The organism is Streptomyces sp. NPDC052299 (assembly GCF_040679335.1).
In the GTDB taxonomy this organism is placed as follows: Bacteria; Actinomycetota; Actinomycetes; order Streptomycetales; family Streptomycetaceae; genus Streptomyces.
This window is the reverse complement of sequence record NZ_JBFAUP010000006.1, coordinates 169,284-195,724: the sequence shown is the minus strand read 5'-3', so window position 1 is coordinate 195,724 and position 26,441 is coordinate 169,284. Positions and strand designations below refer to the sequence as shown.

Sequence of the window (26,441 nt, the reverse complement as noted above, 5' to 3'; positions counted from 1 at the left end):
CAGAGCCTCACCTCGGCCGGTCGAGTCGCTGGATGAGCAGGTCGGCGAGCCGGTCGCGGCCCGCCGGTGACGCGGCGTGCGTGAGGTATATGGCGTTCAGCAGCTGGTCCGTGGCGAGGAGTTCGGTGCGGGACCGTTCCAGGAAGTGGGCGATCAGGTCGTCGCTGGCGCGGGCGGCCTCCTCGCCGAGGTGGGCCTTGACGAAGGAGGCGAGGCGCTTGTGGTCGGGGCGGCCGAGCTCCAGATGGATGCAGCGGCGCATCAGCGGGGCCGGGAAGTCCCGTTCGCCGTTGCTGGTGAGGACGACGAAGGGGAAGGCCCGGCACTGCACCCGGCCGCCCTTGATGCGGACCTTGTTGCCGTCGTGGTCGAGCACGTCCGTCTCGCCGTCGGGCAGCCGGTCGGCGATCCGTTCCAGCTCGGGGATGGCGAACTCGCCCTCCTCCAGGACGTTCAGCAGGTCGTTCGGGAGGTCGATGTCGCTCTTGTCGAGCTCGTCGATGAGCAGGACGCGCGGCCGGTCCGAGGGCAGCAGCGCGGTGCCGAGCGGTCCGAGCCGGATGTAACTGCCCACGCTCTGCGCCGCGTCGGCCCCCTCCGCGCCGCCGGCCGCCGCGTGCGAGGCGATCTGGACGTCCTGGAGCCTGGCGATGGCGTCGTAGTGGTAGAGGCCGTCCTGGAGCGTGGTGCGGCTGACCACGGGCCAGCGCAGCACCTTGCCCAGCTCCAGCTCCCGCGCCACGGAGTGGGCGAGGGTGCTCTTGCCGGCGCCCGGGTCCCCGGTGACGAGCAGCGGGCGCCGCAGATACAGCGCCGCGTTGATCATCTCCAGTTCCTCGGCGCCGGGCCGGTGCTCCTCGGCGACCCGCCCGGGGATGCCGAGCCTCCGGTCGGCGGACTCGCCGCCGTCCACCCCGCCGGGCCCGCGGCCCCCGGTGAAGTCCCGCCAGGGGGGCGGGGGCGGCAGCTGGGGAACCTCGTCGTGCGGTTCGCCGATGCCCCGGTAGATGAGCCACTCGCTCGGTTCACTCATAGCGTGTCCCTCGTTGTCACTCGTCCGCCAGGGGCGGCCTGCGTCGGACGTGCCCTACCGTAGCGATCCGGCCCAACGCCCGTAAGGGAAAGGCCAGTTCGCGTACACGACTGGTGCTTTGCGCGGTGTTTCACGGCGCCTCCAGGAAGTCGGAACCCGGCAGCGGACGGTGCGGATCGTCGTAGTAGAGGGCGGCGCCGGCGGACCAGTACATCTCCGTCCGCCCCGCGCTCACCCCGCGTCTCAGTTCGTGGATCTTCCACGGCAGCCGGTCGTGGGTGCCGGTGTCCGACACCGCCTCGGTCACCCGCCGGTGGAACTCCTTGCAGACCGTGTCGCCCTCCGCCGCGCGCCGCTGGAGCAGCGCCACGCCGAAGCCGCTGTCGAGCAGCCGCACCACGCCGGCCGTCACGTCGGGGTCCGGGCTGCCGTAGCGGCACAGGACGGGCACGGTCTCGTGGGCCAGGGTGCGCAGCCGGGCCGTCTCCGGTACACGTACCCGCAATTCGTCCTCGCAGTCGACCACCTCGGCCCGGATCGCGGCCGCGAGACCGGCGTCCCAGCGGGCGGGCCGCTCCTCGGCCGCGCCCTGGTAAGGGCTGCGCAGCACCACCGGTCGTACGGCTCCGAGCCGCGTCCCGTGCGGCGGCAGCTCCCAGTCGTCCACCGGGAGGCCGAAGAGCGCGGGCGCGACGACGACCTGGAGCATGGCGGGGCTGTCCGGTTCGTCGCACCGGCGGAACGCCTCGGTCAGCGCGGCGGCGAGCCGGTCCGGGACGGTGCCGAGCGGCGCGCCGCGGCTGTCCTCGTCCACGGGCTCCGCCTCCCCGCCCCGGCGGTCCACGGCGACCCGCCAGTCGTACTGGTCGCGGGCCCAGCCCTGGAGGTCCACGTGGAGCACGACGCAGTCGCGTTCGCCGTAGAGGACGGGGTCGCCGGCCGGGGCGCGGGCGGACCGCTGGCGGTTCTGTTCCAGACGGAGCCGGATCGCGGCCCACTCCACGTCGAGCTGCCGTCGCAGGTCGCGGGGGAGTTCGGTGTCGGCGATGCGCTTGACCCAGTCCCAGAGCGCCTTGGCGTTGCGCACGGAGAGCTGGCCGCAGGGGCGGTCGGCGGCGAGGACGCCCATGCAGTAGCGGATGATCAGCTCGAACCGCGCCTCGCGGTCGCGGGCGCGGGCGTCGTAGAGCGCGCCGAGTCCGTCGCGCCAGCCGCGCGGGGCCGGGCGGTGGTCGCGGGCGTAGACCCCGGGCAGCCGGTCGAGCAGCGTCAGCAGCGACCGGGTGCTGGCCGGCGGCGACAGCTCGGCGAGCCGGCCGAGGAGTTCGGCGCGGAGCTTGGGACCGAGGATGCCGCCGGGCGGGTCGGGCAGCTCGCTCTGCGCGTCGGTCCAGGTCCGCTCGGACCCGGCGGAGCTGGTGTGCCGGTCGGCGTGGTAGCGGTCGTGGGCGTGGAAGACGGACTGGTATATGTCGTCGGTCTCGGTCTCGACGGGCCCGGCCGGCACCTCCAGGGTGCGCAGCCGCTCGACGCCGACGGCGGTGCCGCCCTGGTGGCCGTTGATCTGCGATTTGATGACGCCGACGACCTCGCCCCTGGCCAGGTCGACCAGCGGGCCGCCGGACATGCCGAGCTCCACCCAGTCGCCGTCGATCCTGACGACCTGTTCGGCGTCGCCCGATCCTCCGTACGAGCCCTTGACGACGCAGACGCCGCTGCGGTTCTGGAGCCCGCCGCCCTGGACGGGGGCCCAGCCGACGCAGCGGACCTCGCGGCTGCGGAGCATCGCCTCGGACCGCTCGGTGACGTACACGCAGGGGTGTTCGACGGGGCGCTGGAGCTGGATGAGCGCCAGGTCGGGGGCCGGCCAGCCGCCCGGGCCCGGGGGCCGGGTGCCGGGCAGGGCGGCGACGACGCGGCCCGGCACCTCGGTCAGCTCCGCGCTGTAGCGGTCCTGCTTGAACCACACGCCCACCATGCCCCCCTCCCCCCGCATCGCCACGTGCGCACACGTGAGGACCCAGCTGGGTGCGACGAAGAAGCCGCTGCCCAGGAAGTCCCCTTCCGGCCCGTCCTGGGCATACCCGGACGGCGGGCGATGGATGCGTACGGTGGCGTCCTGGACGAGGTCCATGAGAGCGGCCTGGGCGGGACCGAGGGCCCCCTCTGCGCCCCCCTGGTCGCCGAAGGTCATGCCCCGCCGCCGTCGGTGTCGTCCGCACCGCCGGGGTGTGCCGGTGCGCCGGGGGGTGCCCCGGCGGGCGGGTACGCGGGAGGTGCGCCGGCGCCCGGCGGCGCGGCGGGGGGTGGTGCGGGGGGCGCGAAGGGCGCGGGGTCCGGCGGCGCGGTCTGCGCCGGTACGGGGGCGGGCGGGGGCGCGTCGACGGGCGGCCCGCCGCCGTTCCAGGTCAGCGTGACCGTGATGGCGCCCTTGGCCTCACCGTCCGCGAGCAGCCCGACGATCTTCCCGGCCTTGGCGGTCAGCTCGATGCCGAATTCGACGCTCACCTCGTCCGGCCGCACCGCGCGCAGCGGCACGGCGAGCGAGCGCGCCACCCCGGTCACCACGGAGTGCAGGCTCTCGACCCGGGCCTGCACCTGGTCCGCGAAGTCCCCGAACCCGGTGTCCGTGTAGGTCGGGCCGCCGCCGGGCGCCGGCCCGGTCAGCTCCTCGGCCCCGGAGATCCTGGCCCAGACCGGCGTGCCGTCCGGCAGCTCAATGCGCGTAATACGGGACCCACTGTCACCCATGACACCCCCCGTTCGCCAACTACCCGCAGATTAACGGGCGTACCGGTCCGGGGCGAGGCACTTCGGCCATGCCGCGAGCGGCGCTGTGGGTGGGGCCTGCTGCCCGGCGGGCGGCAGGCCCCTGCGGATCATCCCTGGTGCCACCACCGGATGAGACCGGCGACGAGGGCGCCGCCGACGGCGGACGCGAGCCCTCGGGCCAGTCCGTGACCGGCGGTGCGGGCGAGGGACCACGACCCACTGCGGCGACGCACCGGGATCGACGCGCCTTCCGCGGCGCCCGTAGGCTCGCAGGTGCAACCCATGGTTCTCTCCTTTGATCGGGTGGAGCTGGTGGGCAAGGCACGCGGCCTCCTGTTCGCAGCAGGGGGCCGCAGCCGTTCTCGTGCACCCCCTCCTTCCTGTCAGCGCTGGAGTGCGACGCACTGTATCCACGCCGGACGGCACCGGTAAGAGACGATCGCGCGGCGGACGGAACCAGATCCGGCTTCGGACGTCGGAATCGTCGTGGCACGGAATCCGGCTTCGGACGCCGGGAATCGCTCGTGGCACGGAACCCGGCCGCGGACGTCTGGGAGGGTCGTAGAGAACGGTCCGCGCTCGTGGCGCCGAAGCGGCACAGCACCGGTACACCCAGACACCCGCACCGACGGTGCGTACACCGACGGCCCGCAACAGGCCCCTGCCCACACGGCTCGCGCGGGAGCCGACCCCTGTCTGACGGGGCCCATTAGAATCGAGCCATGTACTTCACCGACCGCGGTATCGAGGAGCTGGAGAAGCGGCGAGGCGAGGAAGAGGTCACCTTCGAGTGGCTCGCCGAGCAGCTTCGTACGTTCGTCGATCTCAATCCCGACTTCGAGGTGCCGGTCGAGCGCCTCGCGACCTGGCTGGCCCGTCTGGACGACGAGGACGACGAGTAGGGCCTTTCGTTTGGATCAGGCCGGATCAGGGAGCGGGGCGTGGTGCGTGCGGCTGCAAGGCGGAGGAGGGCGACAACGCGGAGCGTTGGCAACCGACGACAACGCCGCAGAGGCGCGTACCACGCCGCGCGAGCCCGGCCTGATCCAAACGAAAGGCCCTAGGGGTCACTCCCCGCCGGGGCGGCCTTCGCGCACGCGGTCGTACGCGAGTCCCAGCGCCCCGTGCGCCATCAGCAGCACCCCGGCGAACGCCCAGCCGCCGCTGCGCCGGGCCGCTCCCCACAGGGCGAGCGGCAGTCCGGCCGCGAGCTGGGCGCCCGCCAGCGCCCGCGCCCGCGGGCCCCGCACCCACGGTCCGAACCGGCTGCTCTCCACCGCGCCCAGGTCGACCCTGACCGCGTCCCGCCACCCGGGCCACTCGATGTGCTCGGCCCCCTCCCACGTCCCGGTGCCCGGATCGGCCGGGAGCGCGAGGCCGGTGCGGGTGAGCACGGCGAGGAGCCCGCGCAGCCGGGCCCGGGCGTCGGCGTCCGGGTCGGGACGGGTGAGCGCTTCGAGCGACTGCACGTCCAGTACGGGGTCGAGCCCCAGCCGCTCGGCGAACGTGCGCATGGCCTCGTCCTCACCGGCCGGGGTGCCGTCCGCCAGCCAGACGTAGCCCACGGGGCGGCGGAATCCCGAGGCGAGCGTGTATCCGGCCCGGTCGCCGTCCCACCACAGCGCCAGCACCGGCCAGGTGGAGCCGACCGCGAGCGCGGTGGCCCAGCCGCCCAGCACCCGGTCGACGGGCTCGGCCCGCTCACCCTCCCCCGCCCTGGCCCGGCGGCCGCCCTGCCAGGGCTCCCCCTCCGGCACGAGAACGCTCCAGCCCGGTCCGGCCGGCGCGAGCAGCAGCGGTTCGCGCAGCAGCTGCGCGACCGGGCGCACGGCGTCCGGCACGGTCCGGCACAGCAGCAGGGCACCCACGGGTGAGGTCGCGTCCATGCCTCACACCGTAGGACACCTTGTCCTTGCTTGTGGGGTTTTGTGCACCCTGCCCGCCCGCTCCCGGCCCCCTCTCCTTGACTTCACCAAGCCGCGATATATCGTGTTGTTCAAGAGACGCGATATGTTGCGTCGTCAGCGCTACCGGGAGGTCAGATCCATGCCTGTCTCGACGTGGGCCGTCGCCGCGCCGCGGAAACTGGCCTTCGAGGAGCCCGTGACCGCGCTGAAGGTGCGCATCGTCAACGGCACGGTCAACGTGGTCGGCACCGACGAGCCGACCGCACGCCTGGAGGTCTCCGCCATCGACGGCCCGCCGCTGGTCGTGACGCAGGAGGACGGCGTCCTGACCGTGGCATACGAGGACCTGGCCTGGCAGAGCCTGCTGAAGTGGTTCGACCGCAAGGAGTGGCGCCGCACCGCGGTCGTCTCGCTCGCGGTCCCGGCCGACTCCTCGGTGGAGGTCGGCGTGGTCGGCGCCGGGGCCTTCGTCTCCGGTGTCCGGGGCCGTACGGAGGTGCGTGGCGTCACCGGCGACACCACGCTCGTCAAGCTCGCCGGCCCGGTCGGCGCGGAGACGGTGTCGGGCAGCATCGAGGCCCAGTCCGTCACCGGCGACCTGCGCTTCAAGTCGGTCTCCGGCGACCTGACGGTGGTCGAGGGGGCGGGCGCCTCCGTGAAGGCGGAGTCCGTCAGCGGCGGCATGGTGCTGGATCTGGACCCGACCGGGAAGCCCACGGACATCCGGCTGACGACGGTCTCCGGCGAGATCGCCATCCGGCTGCCGCACCCCGCCGACGCGCGGGTCGAGGCGAACACCGCGAGCGGTTCCGTCTCCAACGGCTTCGACGACCTGCGGGTCAGCGGCCAGTGGGGCGCGAAGAAGATCACCGGCACCCTGGGCCCCGGCACCGGCACGCTGAGGGCGACGACCGTATCGGGCTCGATCGCGCTCCTGCGCCGCCCGTCGGCCGAGGAGGAACCGTACGACGCCGAGCCGACCGGAAAGGTGCTCTGACATGCCCCCCGTATTCGCCCACGGCCGTCTGCGGCTGTATCTCCTCAAGCTGCTGGACGAGGCGCCCCGGCACGGCTACGAGGTGATCCGCCTGCTGGAGGAACGTTTCCAGGGCCTGTACGCCCCCTCGGCCGGCACGGTCTATCCCCGACTGGCCAAGCTGGAGGCGGAGGGCCTGGTCACGCACGCCACGGAGGGCGGCCGCAAGGTCTACTCGATCACCGAATCCGGCCGCGCCGAACTCGCCGACCGGACCGGGGAGCTGGCCGATCTGGAACTGGAGATCCGCGAGTCGGTCTCCGAGCTGGCCGCCGAGATGCGCGACGACGTGCGCGGGGCGGCGGGCAAGCTGCGCAGCGAGATGCGAGCGGCGGCCGACGAGTCGCGCCACACCCCGGGCGCCGCGCCGGGCTCCGAGCCGGGCGGCAGGGAGCCGTTCGGCGGCTTCGGTGACCACGAGACGTGGCGCCTCGCGAAGGAGGAGCTGCGCAAGGCCAAGCAGGAGTGGAAGGAGCAGGCCCGCCGCGCCAAGGACGAGTCCCGGCGCGCCCGCCAGGACGCCCAGCAGGCCCGCCGCCAGGCGAAGGAGGCCCAGGACCGGGCGCGCGAGCAGATGCAGAACGCCGCCCGCCAGGTCCAGGAGCACTTCGCCCGGGGCGACTGGCCGGCCGGGGTCCGGGAGGGCCTGGCCGAGATCACCGGCCAACTGGGCGGCTTCGCCCGTACGGGGAGCTGGGGGCCGTACGTCAAACCGGACGCCGCCGGCACCGACCCGGAGTGGGGCAGGGACACGGGCGGCACGGGCGACCCGGCCCGCGATCTGGACCGGCTGCTCGACCGCTTCCGCGACGAGATCCGCGACGCGGCGCGGGACCACGGGGTGACGGAGGCCCAGCTCGCGGAGGCCCGACGCCACTTGGCGACGGCGGCGGCGCATCTGGGCGCGGTGCTGCGGGGCGACGGCGAGAAGTAGGCGCGGGGGCCGGCCGCCCGGCCCCCGCCCCGGTCAGCCCGCCTTGCGGTCCTGGCCGCTCGCCCCGCCGTTGCCGTACAGCGCGCGCTCGGCCGAGGCGTACGTCGCGCCGTGGTCGGCGAGCACGTCGGCCACGGGGCCGGGGGTCGCGGTGAGGGCCAGCAGCAGGTGTTCCCCGCCGATGAACCGGTCGCCGCGCCCGAGCGCGACGCGCAGCGACTTCTCCAGGATCTTCTTCGCCTCGCGGGAGAAGGACGGGCGGCCCGCCCGCCACCGGCCCCCGCGGTCGCCCCGCAGGGCCCCCTCGCCGTGCGCCGCCTCGATGCGCGAGACGACGGCGGTGAGGTCGATGCCGATGTCCGCGAGCGCGTCGGCGTCGGCCCTGCTCATGCCGCCACGCCTGCGGGCCTCGGCGAGCGCGGCGTCCACGGACTCCCTGCGGTCCACGAGGCCCAGGGCGGTGAGCGCGAAGGAGGCCCGGCCGGCTTCCCGGTCGAGGAGGGCGAGCAGCAGATGTTCCGCGGTGACCGTGCCGGCCCCGGTGCGCTCGGCATGCCCCACGGCGCCGGTCACCGTGGCGCGGGCGTCCTTGGTGAATCGCTCGAACATCAATGCCTCCCGTACTTCTTGTGCACGGCCTGCCTGCTGACGCCCAGTTCGGCCGCGATCTCCTGCCACGACCAGCCCTTGGCGCGGGCGCTTCTGACTTGTACGGCTTCCAGCTGCTCCAGCAGCCGCCGCAGCGCAGCGACCGACCGCAGCCCCACCCGGGGGTCGCGGTCGCCCGCCCGCTCGGCGAGATCCGTTGCTTCGGTCATGATGTCAACTTACGTTGACATCGCCGGGATGTCAACCGTTGTTGACAGTGAGCACGATCTTCCCGAACTGGTCGCCCGCCGCGAGGCGTTCGAAGCCCTCCCGGGCACGGTCCAGGGGCAGCACCTCGTCGATCACAGGGCGCACGCCGGTGGTGGCGCAGAAGGCGAGCAGGTCCTCCAGCTCGTCCTTGGAGCCCATCGTCGAGCCGACGACCTTCAGCTCCAGGAAGAAGATCCGGGTCAGCTCGGCGTGCGAGGGGCGGTCGCCGCTGGTGGCGCCGGAGATGACCAGGGTGCCGCCGGGGCGCAGTGACTTGACGGAGTGGGACCAGGTGGCCGCGCCGACCGTCTCGATGACGGCGTCCACCCGGTGCGGCAGCCGGGCGCCGGGCTCGAACGCCTCGACGGCGCCCAGCTCGACGGCCCGCCTGCGCTTGGCCTCGTCGCGACTGGTGGCGTAGACCCGCAGCCCGGCGGCCCGGCCGAGCACGATCGCGGCGGTCGCCACCCCGCCGCCGGCGCCCTGCACGAGCACGGAGTCCCCGGGGCGCACCCCGGCGTTGGTGAAGAGCATCCGGTAAGCGGTGAGCCAGGCGGTCGGCAGACAGGCGGCCTGCTCGAAGCTCAGCTCCCTGGGCTTGGCCAGCACGTTGTACGTGGGGACGGTGACCCGCTCCGCGAAGGTGCCCTGGTAGCGCTCGGTGAGGATGGACCGGGGCTCGTCGGGCCCGACCCCGTGCCCGGTCTGGCCGATGACGGAGTGCAGGACGACCTCGTTGCCGTCCTGGTCGACCCCGGCGGCGTCGCACCCGAGGATCATCGGGAGCTTGTCCTCCGCGAGGCCGACGCCGCGCAGGGACCAGAGGTCGTGGTGGTTGAGGGAAGCGGCCCGGACGTCGACGGTGGTCCACCCGGGCCGGTCCCGCGGGGCTGGGCGATCGCCCAGCTCCAGACCGTTGAGGGGGTGGGCGGGGTCCAGGCTGGCTGCGTAGGCGGCGAACATGCCGCCGACGATAGGGCGCGGCGTACTGGCGCGTAACCGCCTGCGCCTGTGACACGCGCCGCGCTCAACCGCCGGGGGGCTGAAAGTGGCCGCGGCCAGAATCAAGCCCCTCCGGCGATTGAGGAGCGGGGAGCACGGGGGCGGCGCCCCCGCAACGCCTCAGCGCCGGGCGACGCCCTCCGCACGGGCGGCCGCGGCCACCGCGGCCGTCACCGCCGGAGCGACCCGCTCGTCGAACGGCGACGGAATCACGTAGTCCGCCGCCAGCTCCTCGCCGACGACGTCGGCCAGCGCATTGGCCGCCGCGATCTTCATGCCCTCCGTGATCCGCGACGCCCGCACCTGCAGCGCACCCGCGAAGATCCCGGGGAACGCCAGCACGTTGTTGATCTGGTTCGGGTAGTCCGACCGCCCCGTCGCCACGACGGACGCGTACTTGTGGGCGATGTCCGGGTGGACCTCCGGGTTCGGGTTGGCCATCGCGAAGACGAAGGCTCCCGGCGCCATCGAGGCGACCGCAGCCTCCGGCACCGTGCCGCCGGAAACGCCGATGAAGACGTCCGCGCCGGCCAGCGCCACCTCCAGGGGGCCGGAGATGCCCGCCCGGTTGGTGAGCTCCGCCAGCTCCCGCTTGACGTCGGTCAGGTCCTCGCGGTCCCGGCTCACGATGCCCTTGCGGTCCGCGACGGCCACGTCGCCGAGCCCCGCCTCCAGCAGGAACTTGGCGATGGCGACCCCGGCCGCACCGGCGCCGGAGATCACCGCGCGCAGGTCGCCCAGGCTGCGCCCGGACAGCTTCGCGGCGTTGCGCAGGGCCGCCAGCGTGACGACGGCCGTGCCGTGCTGGTCGTCGTGGAAGACCGGAATGTCCAGCCGCTCCTGGAGCTTGCGCTCGATCTCGAAGCAGCGCGGCGCCGAGATGTCCTCCAGGTTCACCCCGCCGAAGGAGGGGGCGAGCCGGACGACGGTCTCCACGATCTCGTCCGCGTCGGTGGTCGCGAGCGCGATCGGCACCGCGTCCACTCCGCCGAACTGCTTGAAGAGGATGGCCTTGCCCTCCATCACGGGGAGGGACGCCTCGGGACCGATGTCCCCGAGGCCGAGCACCGCCGTGCCGTCCGTGACGACGGCGACGACCTGCGACTTCCAGGTGTAGTCGTGGACGAGCCCCGGCTGCTCCGCGATCGCGGAGCACACCTTCGCCACGCCCGGCGTGTACGCGAGGGACAGGTCGTCCCGGTCCCGGATCGGGACGGTGGCCCGCACGGCCATCTTCCCGCCCCGGTGGAGCGCGAAGGCCGGATCGAACGGCTCGTCGGTGGTGCTGTCGGTACTGCTGTCGCTGCGAGGATTGACGATCTCCGCTGCCATGGTGTTGACCCCTTAAGTCTTCATCGTTTGAGGGTGGCCACTCCTGGTTGAGGAGGGGTGGGCGGGCACCGCGTACGAGCCCTGCGCCGGGCGGTTGGCCCGCCCCGGCAGGGGGAGTTGCGTACGCGCGGGCGCGCCGCACACGCGCCCTGAGCCCCGGATGAGGGGTGTAAAGGTCTTTCTTACCGGACGGACCTGGTCACGGACGAGTCCATATGCGCTCCGTGACATGACTCATAGTGGGCTGCCATTTCAACAGGTCAGCCTCGTGCCGGACCTGAGTCCGGCACGCGAGACGCGCCGCAGATCCTCCGGCCGCGAGAAGGAAACCCCATAAAAGGTCCGGCCCTGGTGTACCGGCCTCAAGAGGTTCGGGGATCGCCCGTTACCCGATTTTGACATGCCGGGCCCCCTGTTCGGGCTAATCCGCGTGGCAACATGCCGTAATCACACAAGGCGGCGATACCCGATGCCGTGTTTCATTACCGCCCTGGCGAACCACCCCCACCCTGCCGGAGGAACCCGAACATGACCGCACGCTTCACCCGTCGTACGGCCGCGACCACCCGCATCGCCGCGGTCGGCGCCCTCGCGGTCGCGGGCACCATGCTGCTGACCGCCTGTGGCGACCAGACGAAGAACAACGACTCCGGGTCGACCAAGGCGAGCACCGGCGCCTCCGCCGGTACGGCCTCCCCCGCCGACCTGCTCCCCGCGGACATCAAGTCCAAGGGCGTCATCCGGGTCGGTTCCGACATCGCCTACCCGCCGGTCGAGTTCAAGGACAAGTCCGGCAAGACCGCCGGTATCGACCCCGACCTCGGTGAGGCGCTCGGCAAGGTGCTGGGCGTCGAGTTCAAGTTCGAGAACGGCACGTTCGACACCCTGGTCACCGGCCTGCGCGCCAAGCGCTACGACATCGCGATGTCGGCGATGACGGACAGCAAGGAGCGCCAGGAGGGCATCGACCCGGAGACGAAGAAGAAGGTCGGCGAGGGCGTCGACTTCGTCGACTACTTCACCGCCGGTGTCTCGATCTACACCAAGAAGGGCGACGACCAGGGCATCAAGACCTGGGCCGACCTCTGCGGCAAGAAGATCGCCGTCCAGCGCAACACCGTCTCGCACGACCTGGCCAAGGACGAGTCCAAGAAGTGCGCCGGCGGCAAGAAGATCGCCATCGAGGCCTACGACACCGACCTGGAGGCCCAGACCCGCATCCGCTCGGGCGGCGCCGACGCCGGCTCCTCCGACTTCCCGGTCGCCGCGTACGCGGTGAAGACCTCGGGCGGCGGCAAGGACTTCCAGATCGTCGGCGACCAGGTCGAGGCGGCCCCGTACGGCATCGCGATCGCCAAGGGCAACGACAAGCTCACCCAGGCCATCAAGGCGGCCATGGACGAGATCATCAAGAGCGGCGAGTACGACAAGATCATCGCCAAGTGGGGCGTCGAGGCCGGTGCGGTCACCGAGGCCAAGGTGAACGGCGGGTCCTGACCGGATCCACGCTGAAAGGCATCAGCCGTGACTGACATCAAGAAGACGGGACCGGCCGACGAGCCGCCCGCATCCTCCGCCACGGCGGCGGCGCCCGTGCCGGAAGCCATCCGGGCCATTCCGGTCCGGCACTACGGCCGGTACGTATCGGCGCTGGTCGCCATCGCCGTGCTCGCCTCGATCGTCTACGCCTTCAGCCAGGGCAAGATCAACTGGGGCGCGATCCCGGACTACTTCTTCGACGACCGCATCATCGACGGCGTGGGCCAGACACTGCTGCTCACCGCCCTGTCGATGCTGATCGGCGTGGTCGGCGGCGTGCTGCTCGCCGTCATGCGCCTGTCGAAGAACCCGGTGACGTCGTCCATCGCATGGTTCTACATCTGGTTCTTCCGGGGCACGCCCGTCCTGGTGCAGCTGTTCGTGTGGTTCAACCTGGGCCTGGTCTTCGAGTACATCAACCTCGGGCCGATCTACAAGGACTACTGGTCCAGCTTCATGACGCCGCTGCTCACGGCGCTGCTCGGGCTCGGCCTCAACGAGGCCGCGTACATGGCGGAGATCTGCCGGGCCGGTCTGCTCTCGGTGGACGAGGGCCAGACCGAGGCGTCGCACGCGCTGGGCATGAGCCACGCCAAGACCCTCCGGCGCGTCGTGATCCCGCAGGCCATGCGGGTGATCGTGCCGCCCACGGGCAACGAGGTCATCAACATGCTGAAGACGACCTCGCTGGTGGCTGCCGTGCAGTTCTACGAACTCTTCAAGAACGCCCAGGACATCGGGCAGGCGTCCGGGGCGCCGGTGGAGATGTACTTCCTCGCCGCCGCCTGGTACCTGATCATGACCTCGGTGCTGAGCGTGGGCCAGTACTACCTGGAGCGGTACTACGCGCGTGGATCGAGCCGCAGCCTGCCGCCGACCCCGTTCCAGAAGCTGAGGGCCACCGTGCTCTCGGTGGGCCGCCCGAAGGGAGGCATCGCATGACCGCGATGGTGAAGGCCGAGGGCGTCCACAAGTCCTTCGGCGCCGCGCACATCCTCAAGGGCATCGACCTGGAGGTCGCCCCGCGGGAGGTCTTCTGCCTGATCGGCCCGTCCGGTTCCGGCAAGTCGACGTTCCTGCGGTGCATCAACCACCTGGAACAGATCAGCGCCGGGCGGCTGTACGTCGACGGCGAGCTGGTGGGCTACCGCCAGAAGGGCGACAAGCTCTACGAGCTCAAGGACAGCGAAGTCGCCCTGAAGCGCCGGGACATCGGCATGGTCTTCCAGCGCTTCAACCTGTTCCCGCACATGACGGCGCTGGAGAACGTCATGGAGGCGCCCGTCCAGGTGCGCCGCGAGGCCAAGGCGGTCGCCCGGGCCCGTGCCGAGCGGCTGCTCGACCGGGTGGGCCTGCGCGACAAGGCCGGGAACTACCCCTCGCAGCTCTCCGGCGGGCAGCAGCAGCGGGTGGCCATCGCCCGGGCGCTGGCCATGGAGCCGAAGCTGATGCTCTTCGACGAGCCCACGTCGGCGCTCGACCCGGAGCTGGTCGGTGACGTGCTCGACGTGATGCGGGGCCTCGCCGAGGACGGCATGACGATGATCGTCGTCACGCACGAGATGGGCTTCGCCCGCGAGGTCGGCGACGCGCTGGTCTTCATGGACGACGGCGTGGTGGTCGAGTCGGGCCACCCGCGCGACGTCCTGACCAACCCGCACCACGACCGGACGAAGTCGTTCCTGTCGAAGGTGCTCTAGGCGGTACGGGGAAGGGCGGTACGGACCACACCGGTCCGTACCGCCCTTCCGCGTTCGGGGATCACTTCGCCGGCAGCAGCTCCGGACGCAGCATCAGCTCGCGCAGCTGGGCACGGGTGAGCGGCGGGTTCTTGAGCATCGGGCCCTGGACGACATCGGCTTCGAAGCCGGTGCTGTCGCGTACGCCCAGCAGCGAGCCGTCCGCGAGGGTCAGCCGGCCCACCAGCTCGGGGCCCCACTGCGGGGTGCCGTCGCCGTAGTCCATGTCGTCGCTCCAGATGGTGAGCACCCGGCCGCCGGACAGCTCCTCGCGGACGCAGTCGGTACGGGCGGGCTCGCCGTTCTCCGGCTTGCACAGGTCCGCGTCCGGTGCTCCGCCGCCGAGCTTCTTGCGTACGGCCTCGGCGTCCATGACGTCGATGGTCAGATACCCGACGCCGCCGTCCTGGCGGATCTCGTACTGCCCGTCGAGCGGCCCGGTCCTGGACGGCTCGGGCGGCGGCGGCGAGACGTGCTTGATGATGTCGGCGAACGACACCTCCTCCACCGTGCCGGTCAGATCCGGCAGCAGCTTGAGCAGCCGCACGTCCCGCGGCGACTCACCGGACTCCTGCGCCAGGGACGCCACGGAGGAGGTCTGCGGGGCGTCCGGCCCCGGAGAGAGCTGGGGCACGACGAACGACCCCGCCGCCACCGCGCACACCGCCGTCGCCGTCACCGCGGCCCGACGCCGCCACCGCACCCGGCCCGCCTTGGCGAACACCGCCTCCGTGCTGATGACCGGCCGTCCCGCGTCGTCGGCGGCCTGCCCCAGCAGCTCACGCACGTCGTTCATACCAATACCTCCGCCATCTCGGCGCGCAGCGCCGCCAACCCCCGAGCCGTGTGGCTCTTGACCGTGTTCTCCCGCATCCCGAGCGTCGCGGCCGTGGCCTCGACGCTCAGGTCCTCCCAGTAGCGCAGCACCAGGACCGCCCGCTGCCTGGGCGTGAGCCGGGCGAGCGCAGCCCGTACCGCCAGGCCGGTGTCGGTGTCGGGTGCCTCGGCGGCCCGCTCGGGCAGTTCCCCGTACGCCTGCTCGCGGCGCCAGAACCGGCGGCGGCCCGCGATGAAGGTGTTGACCAGGGTCTTGCGCGCGTACGCCTCGATGTTGTCGAGCCGCCCGTGCCGCCGGCCGCCGAGCACCACCTTGACCAGGGTCGTCTGGACCAGGTCCTCGGCCTCGTGCCGGTCGCCGCAGAGCAGGAACGCGCTGCGGAACAGGGCGGTACGCCTGCCCTCCACGAAGGCGTGCAGCGCGGCGTGGTCATCGCTCCGCATCCGGTTGTCCCTCCCCCGGCCCGCGGGCGCGGACCGTCTCACCCTTCCAGTGCGGTGGCCGGCACGGCGGGTTGCACCGTGCCCGGAGGTATTTTCGGGGACGCCCGGACCTCCCGGCCGCCCCGGCCCCCGTCCGTAATACCCTGTACGCTGAGCGACCCATTACGCCTGCTTCGCACCGCCCCTGGACCGACGCCGTAAGGACATCTCGTGGAACTGGCCTATTACGCGGATTACGCCGTGCGCCTGGTCAACACCGAGCAGCCGGCCCGGAACACGGACGCCCTCACCTCGGTCGACGCGGTCCGGGAGCTGTTCGGGCCCAGCGGCCAGGCGGCCCGCCGGGCGACCGACGCGGACGTGACCCGGTTCCGTTCCGTCCGGGCCCGGCTGCGCGCGGTGTTCGAGGCGGCCGACGCCGGGGACGAACGGCTCGCGGTGGACCGGCTGAACTCGCTGCTGATGGAGTTCCCGGTCAGCCCGCAGATCTCCGGCCACGAGGAGCGCGACGCGGACGGCAGGCCGGACTGGCACATGCACCTGGCGGACCACCCGTCCAACGCCACCGCGGGCTACGCCGCGATCGCCTCCATGGGCCTGGCCTTCCACCTCACGTCGCACGGCGTGGACCGGCTCGGCCTGTGCGAGGCCGCGCCGTGCCGCAACGCCTATCTGGACACCTCGACCAACCGCTCCCGCCGCTACTGCTCGGACCGCTGCGCGACCCGGGCGAACGTGGCGGCCTACCGGGCCCGCAAGCGCCTGGAGACGGAGCGCGCCGCCGACAGCGGACGCAGCGCGGAGACCGCCCACGTCACCACCCCGCGCACCGAGCGCTGATCCTTCGTCAGCGGCCGGTACCGCGCCCGGGCCCGGGCCAGCACCAGCTCCTCGGGCACCACCCCGTAGTCCGTGCTGTCCCCTCCCGCGTAACTGTTGTCCCCCAGCACCCACCAGCCCCCGGACCGGCGCTCCACGGCCCGCTTCACCACCAGCAGGTCCTGCTGGAACGGGTGGCGCAGGATCACCACGTCACCGGGACGCACCGGCGCCCCGTACTGCACGAGCAGCCAGTCACCGTGGTGGAGCGTGGGCACCATCGAGGGCCCCGTCACCTCCACCACCTGGAACGGCACCCGCCCCGCCAGCCCGCGCGCGGGCTGCTCGTCCGCCGGCTCCGGCACCTCCGGCACCTCCCTCAACTCCTCCCCGTCCGTCCAGTACACCGTCCCCCACAGGGTTTCGTACATTCGGCCACTGGTCCCACACGTATCCCGGACTTTTGGCCTAAGCCCCTGGGGGCACTCGCTGAAACAGGGTTCTCACGGAGTAATGTCCCACCTGAGAAGACGATCACGAGGAAGGACAGCTCAATGCTTTCCCGCCTGTTTGCCCCCAAGGTGAAGGTCAGCGCCCACTGCGACCTCCCCTGCGGCGTGTACGACCCGGCCCAGGCCCGCATCGAGGCGGAGTCCGTCAAGGCCGTCCAGGAGAAGTACCAGGCCAACGAGGATCCGCACTTCCGGGCCCGCGCCGTGGTCATCAAGGAGCAGCGCGCCGAGCTCGCGAAGCACCACGTCTCGGTCCTGTGGAGCGACTACTTCAAGGCCCCGCACTTCGAGAAGTACCCGCAGCTGCACCAGCTGGTCAACGACACCCTGAAGGCCCTCTCGGCCGCCAAGGGCTCGACCGACCCGGCCACCGGCCAGAAGGCGCTGGACCTGATCGCGGAGATCGACAAGATCTTCTGGGAGACCAAGAAGGCTTGATCTCTGGTTAGGTCGTCTGACCTGCGGTTTCGCTGGTCAGACTCCCTACCGGTCCGCACCCGGTCCGCAGGCCGCCGAGAACGGCGTCCATCACGGACCGGGTGCGGTCTTCTTCCCCCGGCCACAGGTGCGCGTAGATCCGCAGCGTGATGACGGCGGACGCGTGCCCGAGGACCATCTGCACCTGCTTGACGCTCGCCCCGCCGCCGATGAGCGCGGAGGCGTAGAAGTGCCGCAGGTCGTGGGTGACCATGTGCGGCAGCTCGACGGGCTTGCGGCCCTCGTTCTTGGCCGCCTCGCTCTCCTCCGCCTGGAGCGCCCTACGGGCGCAGTTCCACTCGGTCTTCCAACGGCGGTAGTTGAGCGGTTCCCCCTCCTCCATCGTGAACAGCCACTCCGTGGAGGGGCGCGCGGCGAGGTGTCCGAGGAGCGCGTCGGTGACGACCTCCCCGACCGGAACCGTCCGACGTGACTTCGCGGTCTTCGGCGGGCCGACCTTCCCCGACTGGAGCCGCTGCCGCTCCACGCGAATGCTGCCGGCCTTGAAGTCGACGTCCGCCACCTTGAGACCCAGCAACTCTCCTATTCGCAGACCTGACCCGGCGAGCGTGACGACGGCTGCACGGATGTACGGCGGCATCACCCGCGCCATGGCCTCGACCTGGGCGACGGTGGGCGGAGTGACCTCCTCGTCCGACATGACCGGAAGGGTGATCCGGCGGCACGGGCTGGAAGCGATGACCTTGTCGTCCACGGCCGCCGTCATGACGCGCACGAGGACGTCGTAGACGTTCCGCACGCTGCCGGGGCCAAGCTGGTCGGACAGGTGCTTGAAGAGCACCTGTATGTCGTTGCGGCGTATCGCCGCCATGGAGCGGGCGCCGAGCGCGGGTACGAGGTGGAGCCGCAGCGCGTTGTCGGTGATGCGCTCACCCGCCTCGCTCGCGATGAGCGAGCCCTGCCACCTCTCGGCGTACTTCTCGAAGGTAACGCGGCCGGCGCGGGGGTCGACGTACTGGCCGGTGACCATGCTGGTCGTGACCTCGTCGAGCCAGCGCTGAGCGTCGAGCTTCCGGTCGAAGTGGCGTGCGTGCTCCTTGCCGTCGAGGTCCCGGTAGCGGGCCCGCCACTTGCCGGTGGGGCGCTTCTGAACGTTGGCCAAGTGGCCTCTCCTTCGTCTCGGTTGTCAGTAGTGGCCGCCGTCCTCGATGTCGCCGCTGAGGACACGGGCGTCCCGCTCGTCGCCCATGAGACGGAGGCACTGCTCGTGGATCGCCCGCGAGCTGTCAGGGTGGGCCTTAATGTGGTCGGCGACGGCGACGACGGCACGGTGCAGGCGGTCCCGGGCGTCACGAGTCTCGTAGAACGCCTCAACGGCTTCCTGGACTAGCCGCCGACTGTCGATGTCGAGCCCTTCGAGGGGCGGTGACATCAGCTCTTCGAGGGGCAGCTCGAAGACGCGGGAGAAGGCGAGCGCCTCATCGAGATTGATCCGCCTGCGGGGTGATCCGTTCTCGATGCGCCAGACAGCCGTCTGGTTCATCTTCACGCCCGCTCTGGTCACGCGCTCTGCCAGCTCGGTCGTGCTCCACCCTCTGACCTCGCGCTCCAGGGCCACACGGCCTGCCACGTTGCCTTCGCTGTAGAGCAGCGGCACCTCGCCACCCTCGGGCCTGTCGCCTGCCATCGAACCTCCATCATCACCGTCGCTATCCCAATTGAAACATGGTCTTCCCGATTTGGGTAACCGCCGATCCTGGGGTACAACTCTATGCAGATCGAATCGCCACCTAGCCGAATGGGAATGTATGCGATACCTGACCACCGCCGAGATCGCCAAGCGCTACCGCACAGCCGAGAGCACCGTCCGCTACTGGCGCCAGCTCAAGAAGGGGCCGCGCGGCATCAAGGTCGGCAAGCGGGTGCTCTACCCCGAGACCGAACTGCTGCGCTACGAGCACGCGCTGGCCGACGGAGGAGACGAGTGGGGCCTGGCCTCATGAGCCGCAGGCAGTCCCGGACACAGCAGCGGCCCCCGGCGCGCCAACACCGAGGACCGGAGATTCCCCTGCCCATCGCCCATCCCTGAACGAACGAACCGGTGAGGGGCGGGACCTTGCCCGTCCCGTCCCTCACCTGAGAGGAACGTCGATGGAGGACTCTACGTCCCCCGCCACCTCGAACCCATCCCACAAGGTCGTCTGGCCTGCCGCTGCGGTCCCTGGCCAGGGCATCCCGTGGCACCGTCCGGACCGAGCGGACGACCGGTCCCCTTCTCCGGGGACCGGCGATCGACCGGTCCGTGCCGCTGGTCCGGTCGGTCCGGTCCCGGACCGGTCCGCGACCGAGACCCGGACCGAGGTTTCGGTCAACCCGGACCAGGGGCCCGGACCAACGGAGAACGCGCAGCTCAGTGGCCTATCGGACCGGACCGGGAACCCGGACCATGGACCCGGTCCGGAAGCCGGGGACCGGGCGGAGAGTTCCGGTCAGTCGGCTGGCGAACCCGGACCAACGGTCCTGGCGGACCACGGTGCTCCGGGGACGGTCCGCGAACCCGGACCGGGGACCGGGGGCCGTGAGGGTGGCGGACTCACGGCAGGCGGGGACCAGGAAGGGCCCGTCGTACTGGACGATCTGCGGGCGGCGATCGGCCGGTATGTGGTGCTGCCGAGCGTGGAGGCGCTGTCGGCGGTCACGTTGTGGGTGGCGGCTTCCCATATTCAGCCCGCTCTCCAGCATGCGCCGCGCTTGGCGGTGGTGGGGCCGACGAAGGGTTGCGGCAAGTCCCGCGTCCTGGACGTGCTCCACGAGACCGTGCATCAGCCGATGATGACGGTGAACACCTCGCCTGCGGTGGTCTTCCGTGTGATCGGCAAGAACCCGCCGACGCTGCTGGTGGACGAGGCCGACACCATCTTCGGCCCCAAGGCCGGGGACAAGGAGGACCTGCGCGGTCTGCTGAACGCCGGGCACCAGCGCAACCGCCCGGCCTGGCGGATCTCAGGTCCGGAGCACAAGCCGACGGCGTTTCCCACCTTCGCCATGGCGGCGCTGGCGGGGATCGGCGACCTGCCGGACACGATCATGGACCGGGCGGTCGTGCTCCGTATGCAGAAGCGCAAGCCGGGCGAGCGCATCGCCCCATTCCGCTCGCGGTATTCCGTTCCGGAACTGAACGCGCTGCGGAACCGCCTGACCGCCTGGCTGGCCCCGCTGCGGAGTACCGCAGGGGGCCTGGTTCCCCGGATGCCGGTCGAGGACCGCGCTGCCGATACATGGGAGCCGCTGGTGATCGTCGCCGACCTGGCCGGCGGGCACTGGCCCTCGCGGGCCCGTGCCGCCTGCCTGGCGATGACCAGGAACGAGGTGGTGCAGGACGAGCAGACAACACTGAAGACCCGGCTGCTCCGGGACATCCGCCGCGTGTTCGAGCAGCAGGGCGACACAAGGGCCATGCGCAGCCACGACCTGCTCGCCGCTCTCGTCCAGGACGCCGAGGCACCGTGGGCCGAGTACGGCACCAAGGGGTTGAACGCCTACCACCTGGCCAACCTGCTACGCGACTTCGGCGTCGCCCCGGCCAACCACCGCTTCGAGAACGGCAGGCAGGCCAAGGCGTATACCCGCAACCAGTTCCTCGACGCCTGGGCCCGCTACTGCCCCGACCCCACCCCACCGGCACCCACAGCCAGCGACGCCGCGCCCGCACATCGGGCCCAAGGCAGGCCACCGATCCCACCGACCGGCCCGCCGCTCGTTAGCCCGCCCGGCGAGCCTGCCGGCCCCCGGCGCACTCGCTGACCCCAGCTCCGTATCCATCCGTCGCATCCGTCCCCGCGCAGGTCAGCGCGGGGACGGAGTTCCCTGCCGATACGGATCACTCCGTACCTGCAACGGTCTCCGTACCTGTCCTGACCAGCTACGGGACGGATGCGACGGACGTGACGAAGCCCCACCGCACACGACCACCGGAGCACCACCATGCCCGAACCGAGCACCGACAACGCCCCCACCCGCCGCCGAAAGGGGTTCTTCGGCCTGACCCGCCGATCAGCAGCAAGCTGGAGCGAACGAGCCTCTAACGAGGCTTCGTCCGCGCTTGCCCCCGCCCCAGGGGTGGCGGAGGAGAAGGCCGAACGCCAGGGGGCGCCCGAGCCGGAGGAGTCAGGAGCCGAGAACATCTGCCCGCCGGCAGTCGACTCCATCGCCCCAAGTACTCAGCCGCCGGGCGAAGTCCAACTGCCCGTCGAGCAGCTTTCCTGGCGGGATCTCGATGCTCCCGTCCTGCCCGCACTGATGAACCGCAAGCGCACCGTGGAGAAGCGCGACCAGGAGAAGACCATCCGCTTCACGCGGACCGCGGTCGGTGTGATCAGCGCCGCCGCTCACCAGCGCGGTCAGAAGTTCGCCGGCTTCGTCGGCGACGCCGCCCTCGCCGTCGCCCAGGGCAAGGCCGGGCTGGTAGGCAGCCCGGAGGACGGTCCCCTCCGCCCAGTGATCGAGGCCGTCGAGGCACACACCGTCGCGCTCGACCGCATCGGCAGGAACCTCAACCAGATCACTGCGGCCATCCACCGAGGGACTGTGCCCGAGCGCGCCGAGGCGGTGCTGGACCGCGTCGAGCAAGCCGCCGAGAACCGCTACTGGCTGATCGACCAGCTCCTGACGGAGGGCACCGCGCATGGTTCCTGACGTCTCCACCGGCTCCGACACCCGCGGGCTGATCGCCTACCTCTTCGGCCCTGGCCGCCGGGACGAACACACCGACCCTCACATCGTCGCCGCCTGGGACTTGGCCGGCGCCCCGGACCCCGGCCGCGCCCCCGAGGCCACCTACTCCCAGCTCGCCAAGCGGCTCGACGCCCACGTCGACCTGCGCACCCGCGAGCTGGGCGGCAAGAAACCAACCCAGCACGTCTGGCACTGCCCGGTCCGTAGCGCGCCAGGCGACCGCTATCTCACCGACACCGAGTGGGCGGAGGTCGCGCGCCGCATCGTTCACGCCACAGGCATCGCTCCCGACGGCGACGAGAAGGCATGCCGGTGGATCGCGGTACGCCACGCCGACGATCACATCCACATCATGGCCACCACCGTCCGCGCCGACGGGCGCCGCCCACGCACCCACCGCGACGGACAGCGCGCCCAAGCCGAGTGTCGCAAGATCGAAGCCGAGTTCGGCCTGCGTCGCCTGAAGTCCGGCGACCTCACCGCGCCCCGCACCCCCACCGGCGCCGAACGCGCCAAGGCCGAGCGCCAGGGCCAGACGGTCACTGCACGGCGCTGGCTGCGCGAGCAGGCGTACGCGGTCGCCGCCGCCGTACGAACCGAGGCCGACTACTTCACCGTGCTGCAGTCCCTCGGCATCAAGGTCAAGACCCGCCTCGGCCCCGAGACCGGCGACGTCATCGGCTACAGCCTCGCCGCCCCCGGCGACACCAACGCGGCCGGCGAACCCGTCTGGTACGGCGGCTCGAAACTCGCCCCCGACCTCTCCATCAACCGCCTACGCGAACGCCTCCCCAACCAGAAGGTGGCCGACCGCCCCCGGTATGTGGCGGACCCCGCCGACCCATGGCGGCACACCACCACCGCCATCCACACGGCGCACACCGTCCTCGACTCCGGTGACGATGCCGCCGCCCAGGGCCACCTGGCCGCCTTCGGCGACGCCCTGTACAACATCGCCAGCGCCACGACCGGCCCACACCGGACAGAACTACGAGCGGCGGCAATGGCGTTCAACCGCGCCCGCCGCTCCGCCATCCGTGCCGACCACCAGGCCGCCACCGCCCTGCGCGAGGCCGCCAAGGAACTCGCTTATGCCTCCAACGAGCCGGGCGGACTCGCCATCTCCCTGCTCTTCGCCGCCGTGCACCTGGCCCGCGCCGCCGCCAAGTGGCATGAACAGCGCGGTCACGAACAACAAGTGGCCGCAGCCGAGGAAGCCTTTCGCCACCTCCAGTCGGCATACCAGCAGGCAGCCACGCCCGCCCTCGCAGACTTGGCCCGCCGCGCACCACGAGCCACAACCGCCCACCGCTACGAGCAAGACGTGCGCGCGGCTCTCCCTACCCACGCCGACCGGATCCTCACCGACCCCAACTGGACCGCCCTCACCACCACCCTCGCCCACGCCGAAACCGCCGGCCACAACCCCCGACGCCTCCTGGCCCAAGTGGCCGCCCAGCGGGAGCTCGACAGCGCAGAGCACCCCGCCGAGGTCCTCACCTGGCGCATCACCGCTCAACCGAACCGGCGGACGCAGGCGGCCCACAGCCGAAGCATGACCAGCGCAGCGCTGCCCATGTCCGCCACACCACATCCACCAGCCACGCCGGCGGCTACCAGGCCCGAAGGGCGCAGTAGGCACCGTTGACGGCCCAGGTGATCGGCAAAGGCACGCCAACAAGGGACATCCAGAAGTCAGTCTCCTGCTCCGGGCAATTGAAGGGCAGGTCGGACACCGCTTGGGGTACTCCACCTGGCGAGAACCGAAGTTCGTAGCTATCGAGCCCTAAACAAGCGGTCGCCAACGAGGGGAGAATCGTTCCATGCCGAATCTCCCGCCTTCAGACGGCTCAGACACCAGGACGCCGGCTCTCGACACCACCGTCATCCCACTGGGTGAGCGCGCCCTGCGAGGCGTTCTAGACCATGTGGTGGCTGTCGGCGACGAGGCCGAGACGACATATCTCGAGGTCAAGAGCTTCCTCGACATGAACAGCAAGGCGACTGCGGCCAAGATCGCAAAGTTCCTCCTGGGCGCAGCCAACCGGCGTCCGGCCGAGGCAGCCCGATACTTCCACGGCTACGCGCTCCTAGTCATCGGCGCGCAGAAGGGCGTCGCTCCCGGAGTACCGCGTGGAACCGAGGCCCACGAGCTCGAGGATCGTCTCCGCCCCTACCTCGGCCCCCAGTTCCCAGCCTTCGAGTTTGGTCGGATCGGTATCGACTCCGCCAACGAGGTCCTGTTCGTCATCGCCCAGCCGCCGGAGGACGGCCAGACGATCTTCCCGTGCCACAAGAGCTATCAAGGTGACGACCGCCGCGACAGTATCGAGGACGGCGCGATCTACGTGCGAGGCACCAGCAATACGCGGCCTGCACGCTCCGGTGAGGTCCTCGCGCTCGTCGAGCGCGTCCGCCGAGGCGGAAAGCCCCCGATTGATCTTGAGGTGCGACTGCTCGGCCCCATCTGCAGGGTCGACCGCGTGGACGAGATCTTGGAAAGCTTGCGCGGCTACGAAGAAGAGCAGTTCACCAAACAGCCAACCGTGGATGGAGATACCTTCGCCTTGACGTCGTTCAGATTGGCGTCGAGCGTCCTCGGCGGCCGGGAACCGATGTCGGCGGAGGAGCGGGAGCAAGCACTCAGCGCGTGGCGAAGCAAGAAGGCCAAGCACCTCGCGCAGGGGCGGGAGTACTTCCTGGGCGTCGGGATGCCGGGGGCTGGCGTCCAGGTGGTCAGCCGCGATCGTTTCGTGGCCAAGCCTCATCTGATTCTGACGTTCCATAACTGCGAGATCCTGGACTACCTCGACCCCAACAACGCCGACTTCGAGAAGATGATCGAGCCAGTACTGCGGCCGCACGATCCATTCCCGTCGAGCTTCGACTACTCGACTATCCGCCTTCTCCCACGAGACTATCCCGTTAGCTGGAACAACCACGGCGAGGACGCCGAAGTCACACTTACTCCGGAGTCTTTTCGCCCGAATGTATCCTGGATGAGCAACCAAGATGACTACGTGATCATCGCAAGGGATCCTCAGGCCAGTACGGTGGAGGTCTCATGGAAACTTACCGAAGATGGCAACGACGCAGTGACCAGTGGCGATCTCCGGGTTCCTACCGAGCCCCTCATCGACGCAGCCGACCTGTTGGAAGCGGTCTTCCCCAATACGGACTAGCACCTCATTGATAATGATCACTGACGGGTTGTGTGAGCTGACGGATATCCGGGGCAAGTGGGCCCCTCCTGCCGCCCAAGACCTGTCCCGTAACTGCCGATCAGCGGTAGGATGATCTTTCCCTACCTGGAGCGATTACCACCTCGGAACCCTCCTGGATAGCCCGATCACCGGGCTGACCCCACGCCCCAGTTCGGCTGGCTAATCACCGTCTCCGTCAGGGGCGCTTCAGCCAGCGCGCGTAGATAATTTACCGGGCAACGCCTGGAGTGCAGATTCGATTCAGGACGCCTTGGTCACATCGTGGGCTGCAGCTTCAGCGGGGGTGAGGATCAGCCCTGCCCCCAGTTCCACCAAGCGTGATCGCTTGCTCTGCTTCAGGAAGTTCCTATCGCTGGTTACGAAGATATCCGCGTTGGCCATAATGTGGGTATGCAGTACCAACACGTCGAGCCGCTGATTGCGCCACTTGCGTTCGGCGAATGCCCGCCTCTGTTCGTCCAAATGCGCTGGAACCGCGTGTGCATAGCCGAAGGGCGAGGTTGGGAACAACACCTCGTGCAGCCTGATGGCCTCCGCTTCAGCTTCCTCATGCGCGAGTACGCACCAGTCGAAATAGGTCAGGTCAAACACCGCCACGGGCGCAAGGATCTCCAACTCTCCGAAGCCGAGTTCGGTGATACGCCGCTGAAAGTGGGCGAAATTGTCCAGGACGCTGCCATCTCGCTGATTCTCGGCGGCCATGGTGGCGACCAGCCGCACTGTTGCCCGGCCCGCGCATTGCCGCGCCACTAGCTCACGAACAGCTGCAGCCTCAGGGCGTTCTTCCTCGACTGCGATGAGGCAGTTGGTGTCGAGCGTGAACGAAAGCACCGCTCCTCCTGGAGTTCGCTTACACGCCACTTGGTCGGAAGGGCGAGTCACACGGGGGTGTAGCAACCGATCTCTCACCGGCTGGGATCGGCGGCTACAGTCTCCCTCATCCGCCTCAACCGCCGGGCCGGCGGATCGTTCAGGTAGCCGTTCAAAAGGTCAAACGTCCGGAGTCGCATCGGCAGCGACTCGTTCCATGTAACTCCCCGGACGTTGCACTCGCTGCACAGTATCCCTCGAATACACTCGCCGCAGGTAGTGCCCCGGGGGCAGCAAACATGGTCGTGGTCGATGTGCCACTCATCGCACTTTCCGCGGGGCTACACACCGCTGTGAAACGGATCTGCAGCGCACACAGCTGCGGCCGCCCTTGTCCGCCCTTCGACCGTCCACCAATCCCGTGGCTCTTGGCAGCGCACAGCAGTGGCCTGCAAATGCGTCAGGTGGTCG

27 protein-coding genes and 1 pseudogene are annotated in these 26,441 nt (G+C 70.5%); 13 read left to right on the top strand and 15 right to left on the bottom strand.

Annotated elements, in window-relative coordinates:
- Positions 1 to 7: 7 nt before the first annotated feature.
- From AB0L33_RS12740 to AB0L33_RS12730, 3 genes are all read right to left on the bottom strand, one after another.
- Positions 8 to 1,033, bottom strand: coding sequence for a MoxR family ATPase (locus AB0L33_RS12740; protein WP_365680466.1), 1,026 nt, complete (start codon positions 1,031 to 1,033; stop codon positions 8 to 10).
- Between the two features lie 130 nt (positions 1,034 to 1,163).
- Entirely contained in the window at positions 1,164 to 3,227 is a 2,064-nt protein-coding gene (locus AB0L33_RS12735; protein WP_365680464.1) for a trypsin-like peptidase domain-containing protein, read from the bottom strand.
- A complete protein-coding gene (locus AB0L33_RS12730; protein ID WP_365680463.1) occupies positions 3,224 to 3,784 on the bottom strand; it encodes a CU044_2847 family protein in 561 nt (186 codons plus the stop codon). The genes AB0L33_RS12735 and AB0L33_RS12730 overlap by 4 nt, the downstream gene beginning before the upstream one ends.
- Positions 3,785 to 4,527: 743 nt before the next feature.
- On the opposite strand from AB0L33_RS12730, the gene AB0L33_RS12725 reads away from it, so the two are divergent.
- Complete coding sequence (locus tag AB0L33_RS12725; protein ID WP_003992906.1) at positions 4,528 to 4,707, top strand: DUF6104 family protein; 180 nt, start codon at positions 4,528 to 4,530, stop codon at positions 4,705 to 4,707.
- Positions 4,708 to 4,872: 165 nt separating this feature from the next.
- Here AB0L33_RS12725 and AB0L33_RS12720 read toward each other — a convergent pair whose 3' ends face one another.
- Positions 4,873 to 5,691 carry a hypothetical protein gene (locus tag AB0L33_RS12720; protein WP_365680461.1) on the bottom strand — a complete coding sequence of 273 codons (819 nt, stop codon included), beginning with the start codon at positions 5,689 to 5,691 and terminating at the stop codon, positions 4,873 to 4,875.
- 160 nt (positions 5,692 to 5,851) lie between these two features.
- On the opposite strand from AB0L33_RS12720, the gene AB0L33_RS12715 reads away from it, so the two are divergent.
- Both AB0L33_RS12715 and AB0L33_RS12710 read left to right on the top strand, forming a co-directional pair.
- Complete coding sequence (locus AB0L33_RS12715; protein ID WP_365680459.1) at positions 5,852 to 6,709, top strand: hypothetical protein; 858 nt, start codon at positions 5,852 to 5,854, stop codon at positions 6,707 to 6,709.
- 1 nt (position 6,710) lies between these two features.
- Positions 6,711 to 7,682 carry a helix-turn-helix transcriptional regulator gene (locus tag AB0L33_RS12710; RefSeq protein WP_365680457.1) on the top strand — a complete coding sequence of 324 codons (972 nt, stop codon included), beginning with the start codon at positions 6,711 to 6,713 and terminating at the stop codon, positions 7,680 to 7,682.
- Between the two features lie 33 nt (positions 7,683 to 7,715).
- Here AB0L33_RS12710 and AB0L33_RS12705 read toward each other — a convergent pair whose 3' ends face one another.
- The 4 genes from AB0L33_RS12705 to AB0L33_RS12690 form a co-directional block, all read right to left on the bottom strand.
- Positions 7,716 to 8,291: a Clp protease N-terminal domain-containing protein gene (locus tag AB0L33_RS12705; RefSeq protein ID WP_365680455.1), complete on the bottom strand. Its 576-nt coding sequence runs from the start codon at positions 8,289 to 8,291 to the stop codon at positions 7,716 to 7,718.
- The gene (locus tag AB0L33_RS12700) at positions 8,291 to 8,500 is read right to left on the bottom strand and encodes a helix-turn-helix domain-containing protein (RefSeq protein ID WP_018102716.1); all 210 of its coding nucleotides are present in this window, start codon (positions 8,498 to 8,500) and stop codon (positions 8,291 to 8,293) included. Before AB0L33_RS12700 ends, AB0L33_RS12705 begins: the two co-directional genes overlap by 1 nt.
- 31 nt (positions 8,501 to 8,531) lie before the next feature.
- A complete protein-coding gene (locus tag AB0L33_RS12695) occupies positions 8,532 to 9,503 on the bottom strand; it encodes a zinc-binding dehydrogenase (protein WP_365680453.1) in 972 nt (323 codons plus the stop codon).
- A 159-nt stretch (positions 9,504 to 9,662) separates the two neighbouring features.
- Positions 9,663 to 10,874 carry an NADP-dependent malic enzyme gene (locus AB0L33_RS12690; RefSeq protein WP_365680451.1) on the bottom strand — a complete coding sequence of 404 codons (1,212 nt, stop codon included), beginning with the start codon at positions 10,872 to 10,874 and terminating at the stop codon, positions 9,663 to 9,665.
- A gap of 528 nt (positions 10,875 to 11,402) precedes the next feature.
- Between AB0L33_RS12690 and AB0L33_RS12685 the strand changes: the two genes are divergently transcribed.
- Genes AB0L33_RS12685 through AB0L33_RS12675 form a run of 3 tightly spaced genes read left to right on the top strand, consistent with a single transcriptional unit; the run spans position 11,403 to position 14,113 of the window.
- Positions 11,403 to 12,371, top strand: a complete 969-nt coding sequence (locus AB0L33_RS12685) for an ABC transporter substrate-binding protein (protein WP_365680449.1) — start codon at positions 11,403 to 11,405, stop codon at positions 12,369 to 12,371.
- 27 nt (positions 12,372 to 12,398) lie between these two features.
- The gene (locus AB0L33_RS12680; RefSeq protein ID WP_365680447.1) at positions 12,399 to 13,355 is read left to right on the top strand and encodes an amino acid ABC transporter permease; all 957 of its coding nucleotides are present in this window, start codon (positions 12,399 to 12,401) and stop codon (positions 13,353 to 13,355) included.
- A complete protein-coding gene (locus AB0L33_RS12675) occupies positions 13,352 to 14,113 on the top strand; it encodes an amino acid ABC transporter ATP-binding protein (protein WP_365680445.1) in 762 nt (253 codons plus the stop codon). Before AB0L33_RS12680 ends, AB0L33_RS12675 begins: the two co-directional genes overlap by 4 nt.
- Before the next feature lie 61 nt (positions 14,114 to 14,174).
- Here AB0L33_RS12675 and AB0L33_RS12670 read toward each other — a convergent pair whose 3' ends face one another.
- Together AB0L33_RS12670 and AB0L33_RS12665 are read right to left on the bottom strand one after the other, a co-directional pair.
- Positions 14,175 to 14,948: a hypothetical protein gene (locus tag AB0L33_RS12670; protein ID WP_365680443.1), complete on the bottom strand. Its 774-nt coding sequence runs from the start codon at positions 14,946 to 14,948 to the stop codon at positions 14,175 to 14,177.
- Positions 14,945 to 15,433 (bottom strand): SigE family RNA polymerase sigma factor, encoded by a 489-nt coding sequence (locus tag AB0L33_RS12665; protein ID WP_365680441.1) that lies wholly within the window; start codon positions 15,431 to 15,433, stop codon positions 14,945 to 14,947. The genes AB0L33_RS12670 and AB0L33_RS12665 overlap by 4 nt, the downstream gene beginning before the upstream one ends.
- Before the next feature lie 210 nt (positions 15,434 to 15,643).
- On the opposite strand from AB0L33_RS12665, the gene AB0L33_RS12660 reads away from it, so the two are divergent.
- On the top strand, positions 15,644 to 16,273 hold the full coding sequence (locus AB0L33_RS12660) for a CGNR zinc finger domain-containing protein (protein WP_365680439.1): 630 nt from the start codon (positions 15,644 to 15,646) through the stop codon (positions 16,271 to 16,273).
- On the opposite strand, the gene sodX is transcribed toward AB0L33_RS12660, so the two are convergent.
- Positions 16,177 to 16,683 carry a nickel-type superoxide dismutase maturation protease gene (gene sodX, locus AB0L33_RS12655; protein WP_365680437.1) on the bottom strand — a complete coding sequence of 169 codons (507 nt, stop codon included), beginning with the start codon at positions 16,681 to 16,683 and terminating at the stop codon, positions 16,177 to 16,179. The genes AB0L33_RS12660 and sodX overlap by 97 nt on opposite strands.
- A gap of 123 nt (positions 16,684 to 16,806) precedes the next feature.
- Between sodX and sodN the strand changes: the two genes are divergently transcribed.
- Positions 16,807 to 17,202, top strand: coding sequence for a superoxide dismutase, Ni (sodN, locus tag AB0L33_RS12650; protein WP_239223397.1), 396 nt, complete (start codon positions 16,807 to 16,809; stop codon positions 17,200 to 17,202).
- Between the two features lie 7 nt (positions 17,203 to 17,209).
- Here the strand turns inward: sodN and AB0L33_RS12645 are convergent, their stop codons facing one another.
- Positions 17,210 to 18,364, bottom strand: coding sequence for a site-specific integrase (locus AB0L33_RS12645; protein WP_365680434.1), 1,155 nt, complete (start codon positions 18,362 to 18,364; stop codon positions 17,210 to 17,212).
- A gap of 24 nt (positions 18,365 to 18,388) precedes the next feature.
- Entirely contained in the window at positions 18,389 to 18,889 is a 501-nt protein-coding gene (locus AB0L33_RS12640) for a helix-turn-helix transcriptional regulator (RefSeq protein WP_365680432.1), read from the bottom strand.
- Between the two features lie 121 nt (positions 18,890 to 19,010).
- Between AB0L33_RS12640 and AB0L33_RS12635 the strand changes: the two genes are divergently transcribed.
- From AB0L33_RS12635 to AB0L33_RS12615, 5 genes are all read left to right on the top strand, one after another.
- On the top strand, positions 19,011 to 19,205 hold the full coding sequence (locus AB0L33_RS12635; RefSeq protein ID WP_365680429.1) for a helix-turn-helix domain-containing protein: 195 nt from the start codon (positions 19,011 to 19,013) through the stop codon (positions 19,203 to 19,205).
- Between the two features lie 517 nt (positions 19,206 to 19,722).
- Positions 19,723 to 21,006, top strand: a complete 1,284-nt coding sequence (locus AB0L33_RS12630; protein ID WP_365680821.1) for a DUF3631 domain-containing protein — start codon at positions 19,723 to 19,725, stop codon at positions 21,004 to 21,006.
- A 315-nt stretch (positions 21,007 to 21,321) separates the two neighbouring features.
- Positions 21,322 to 21,897, top strand: coding sequence for a hypothetical protein (locus AB0L33_RS12625; RefSeq protein WP_365680819.1), 576 nt, complete (start codon positions 21,322 to 21,324; stop codon positions 21,895 to 21,897).
- Positions 21,887 to 23,584, top strand: coding sequence for a mobilization protein (locus AB0L33_RS12620; protein ID WP_365680427.1), 1,698 nt, complete (start codon positions 21,887 to 21,889; stop codon positions 23,582 to 23,584). The genes AB0L33_RS12625 and AB0L33_RS12620 overlap by 11 nt, the downstream gene beginning before the upstream one ends.
- Positions 23,585 to 23,759: 175 nt before the next feature.
- On the top strand, positions 23,760 to 25,118 hold the full coding sequence (locus AB0L33_RS12615; RefSeq protein WP_365680426.1) for a hypothetical protein: 1,359 nt from the start codon (positions 23,760 to 23,762) through the stop codon (positions 25,116 to 25,118).
- A 282-nt stretch (positions 25,119 to 25,400) separates the two neighbouring features.
- Here AB0L33_RS12615 and AB0L33_RS12610 read toward each other — a convergent pair whose 3' ends face one another.
- Both AB0L33_RS12610 and AB0L33_RS12605 read right to left on the bottom strand, forming a co-directional pair.
- Positions 25,401 to 25,991: a hypothetical protein gene (locus AB0L33_RS12610; protein WP_365680424.1), complete on the bottom strand. Its 591-nt coding sequence runs from the start codon at positions 25,989 to 25,991 to the stop codon at positions 25,401 to 25,403.
- Positions 25,992 to 26,065: 74 nt separating this feature from the next.
- Positions 26,066 to 26,293 (bottom strand): annotated as a pseudogene (locus AB0L33_RS12605) (endonuclease domain-containing protein); the annotation flags it as partial.
- Positions 26,294 to 26,441: the final 148 nt, after the last annotated feature.

Coding starts and splice junctions, on each gene's coding strand:
- AB0L33_RS12740 (WP_365680466.1), bottom strand. CDS start 1,033: ATGAGTGAACCGAGCGAGTGGCTCATCTACCGGGGCATCGGCGAACCG.
- AB0L33_RS12735 (WP_365680464.1), bottom strand. CDS start 3,227: ATGACCTTCGGCGACCAGGGGGGCGCAGAGGGGGCCCTCGGTCCCGCC.
- AB0L33_RS12730 (WP_365680463.1), bottom strand. CDS start 3,784: ATGGGTGACAGTGGGTCCCGTATTACGCGCATTGAGCTGCCGGACGGC.
- AB0L33_RS12725 (WP_003992906.1), top strand. CDS start 4,528: ATGTACTTCACCGACCGCGGTATCGAGGAGCTGGAGAAGCGGCGAGGC.
- AB0L33_RS12720 (WP_365680461.1), bottom strand. CDS start 5,691: ATGGACGCGACCTCACCCGTGGGTGCCCTGCTGCTGTGCCGGACCGTG.
- AB0L33_RS12715 (WP_365680459.1), top strand. CDS start 5,852: ATGCCTGTCTCGACGTGGGCCGTCGCCGCGCCGCGGAAACTGGCCTTC.
- AB0L33_RS12710 (WP_365680457.1), top strand. CDS start 6,711: ATGCCCCCCGTATTCGCCCACGGCCGTCTGCGGCTGTATCTCCTCAAG.
- AB0L33_RS12705 (WP_365680455.1), bottom strand. CDS start 8,291: ATGTTCGAGCGATTCACCAAGGACGCCCGCGCCACGGTGACCGGCGCC.
- AB0L33_RS12700 (WP_018102716.1), bottom strand. CDS start 8,500: ATGACCGAAGCAACGGATCTCGCCGAGCGGGCGGGCGACCGCGACCCC.
- AB0L33_RS12695 (WP_365680453.1), bottom strand. CDS start 9,503: ATGTTCGCCGCCTACGCAGCCAGCCTGGACCCCGCCCACCCCCTCAAC.
- AB0L33_RS12690 (WP_365680451.1), bottom strand. CDS start 10,874: ATGGCAGCGGAGATCGTCAATCCTCGCAGCGACAGCAGTACCGACAGC.
- AB0L33_RS12685 (WP_365680449.1), top strand. CDS start 11,403: ATGACCGCACGCTTCACCCGTCGTACGGCCGCGACCACCCGCATCGCC.
- AB0L33_RS12675 (WP_365680445.1), top strand. CDS start 13,352: ATGACCGCGATGGTGAAGGCCGAGGGCGTCCACAAGTCCTTCGGCGCC.
- AB0L33_RS12670 (WP_365680443.1), bottom strand. CDS start 14,948: ATGAACGACGTGCGTGAGCTGCTGGGGCAGGCCGCCGACGACGCGGGA.
- AB0L33_RS12665 (WP_365680441.1), bottom strand. CDS start 15,433: ATGCGGAGCGATGACCACGCCGCGCTGCACGCCTTCGTGGAGGGCAGG.
- sodX (WP_365680437.1), bottom strand. CDS start 16,683: ATGTACGAAACCCTGTGGGGGACGGTGTACTGGACGGACGGGGAGGAG.
- sodN (WP_239223397.1), top strand. CDS start 16,807: ATGCTTTCCCGCCTGTTTGCCCCCAAGGTGAAGGTCAGCGCCCACTGC.
- AB0L33_RS12640 (WP_365680432.1), bottom strand. CDS start 18,889: ATGGCAGGCGACAGGCCCGAGGGTGGCGAGGTGCCGCTGCTCTACAGC.
- AB0L33_RS12635 (WP_365680429.1), top strand. CDS start 19,011: ATGCGATACCTGACCACCGCCGAGATCGCCAAGCGCTACCGCACAGCC.
- AB0L33_RS12620 (WP_365680427.1), top strand. CDS start 21,887: ATGGTTCCTGACGTCTCCACCGGCTCCGACACCCGCGGGCTGATCGCC.
- AB0L33_RS12615 (WP_365680426.1), top strand. CDS start 23,760: ATGCCGAATCTCCCGCCTTCAGACGGCTCAGACACCAGGACGCCGGCT.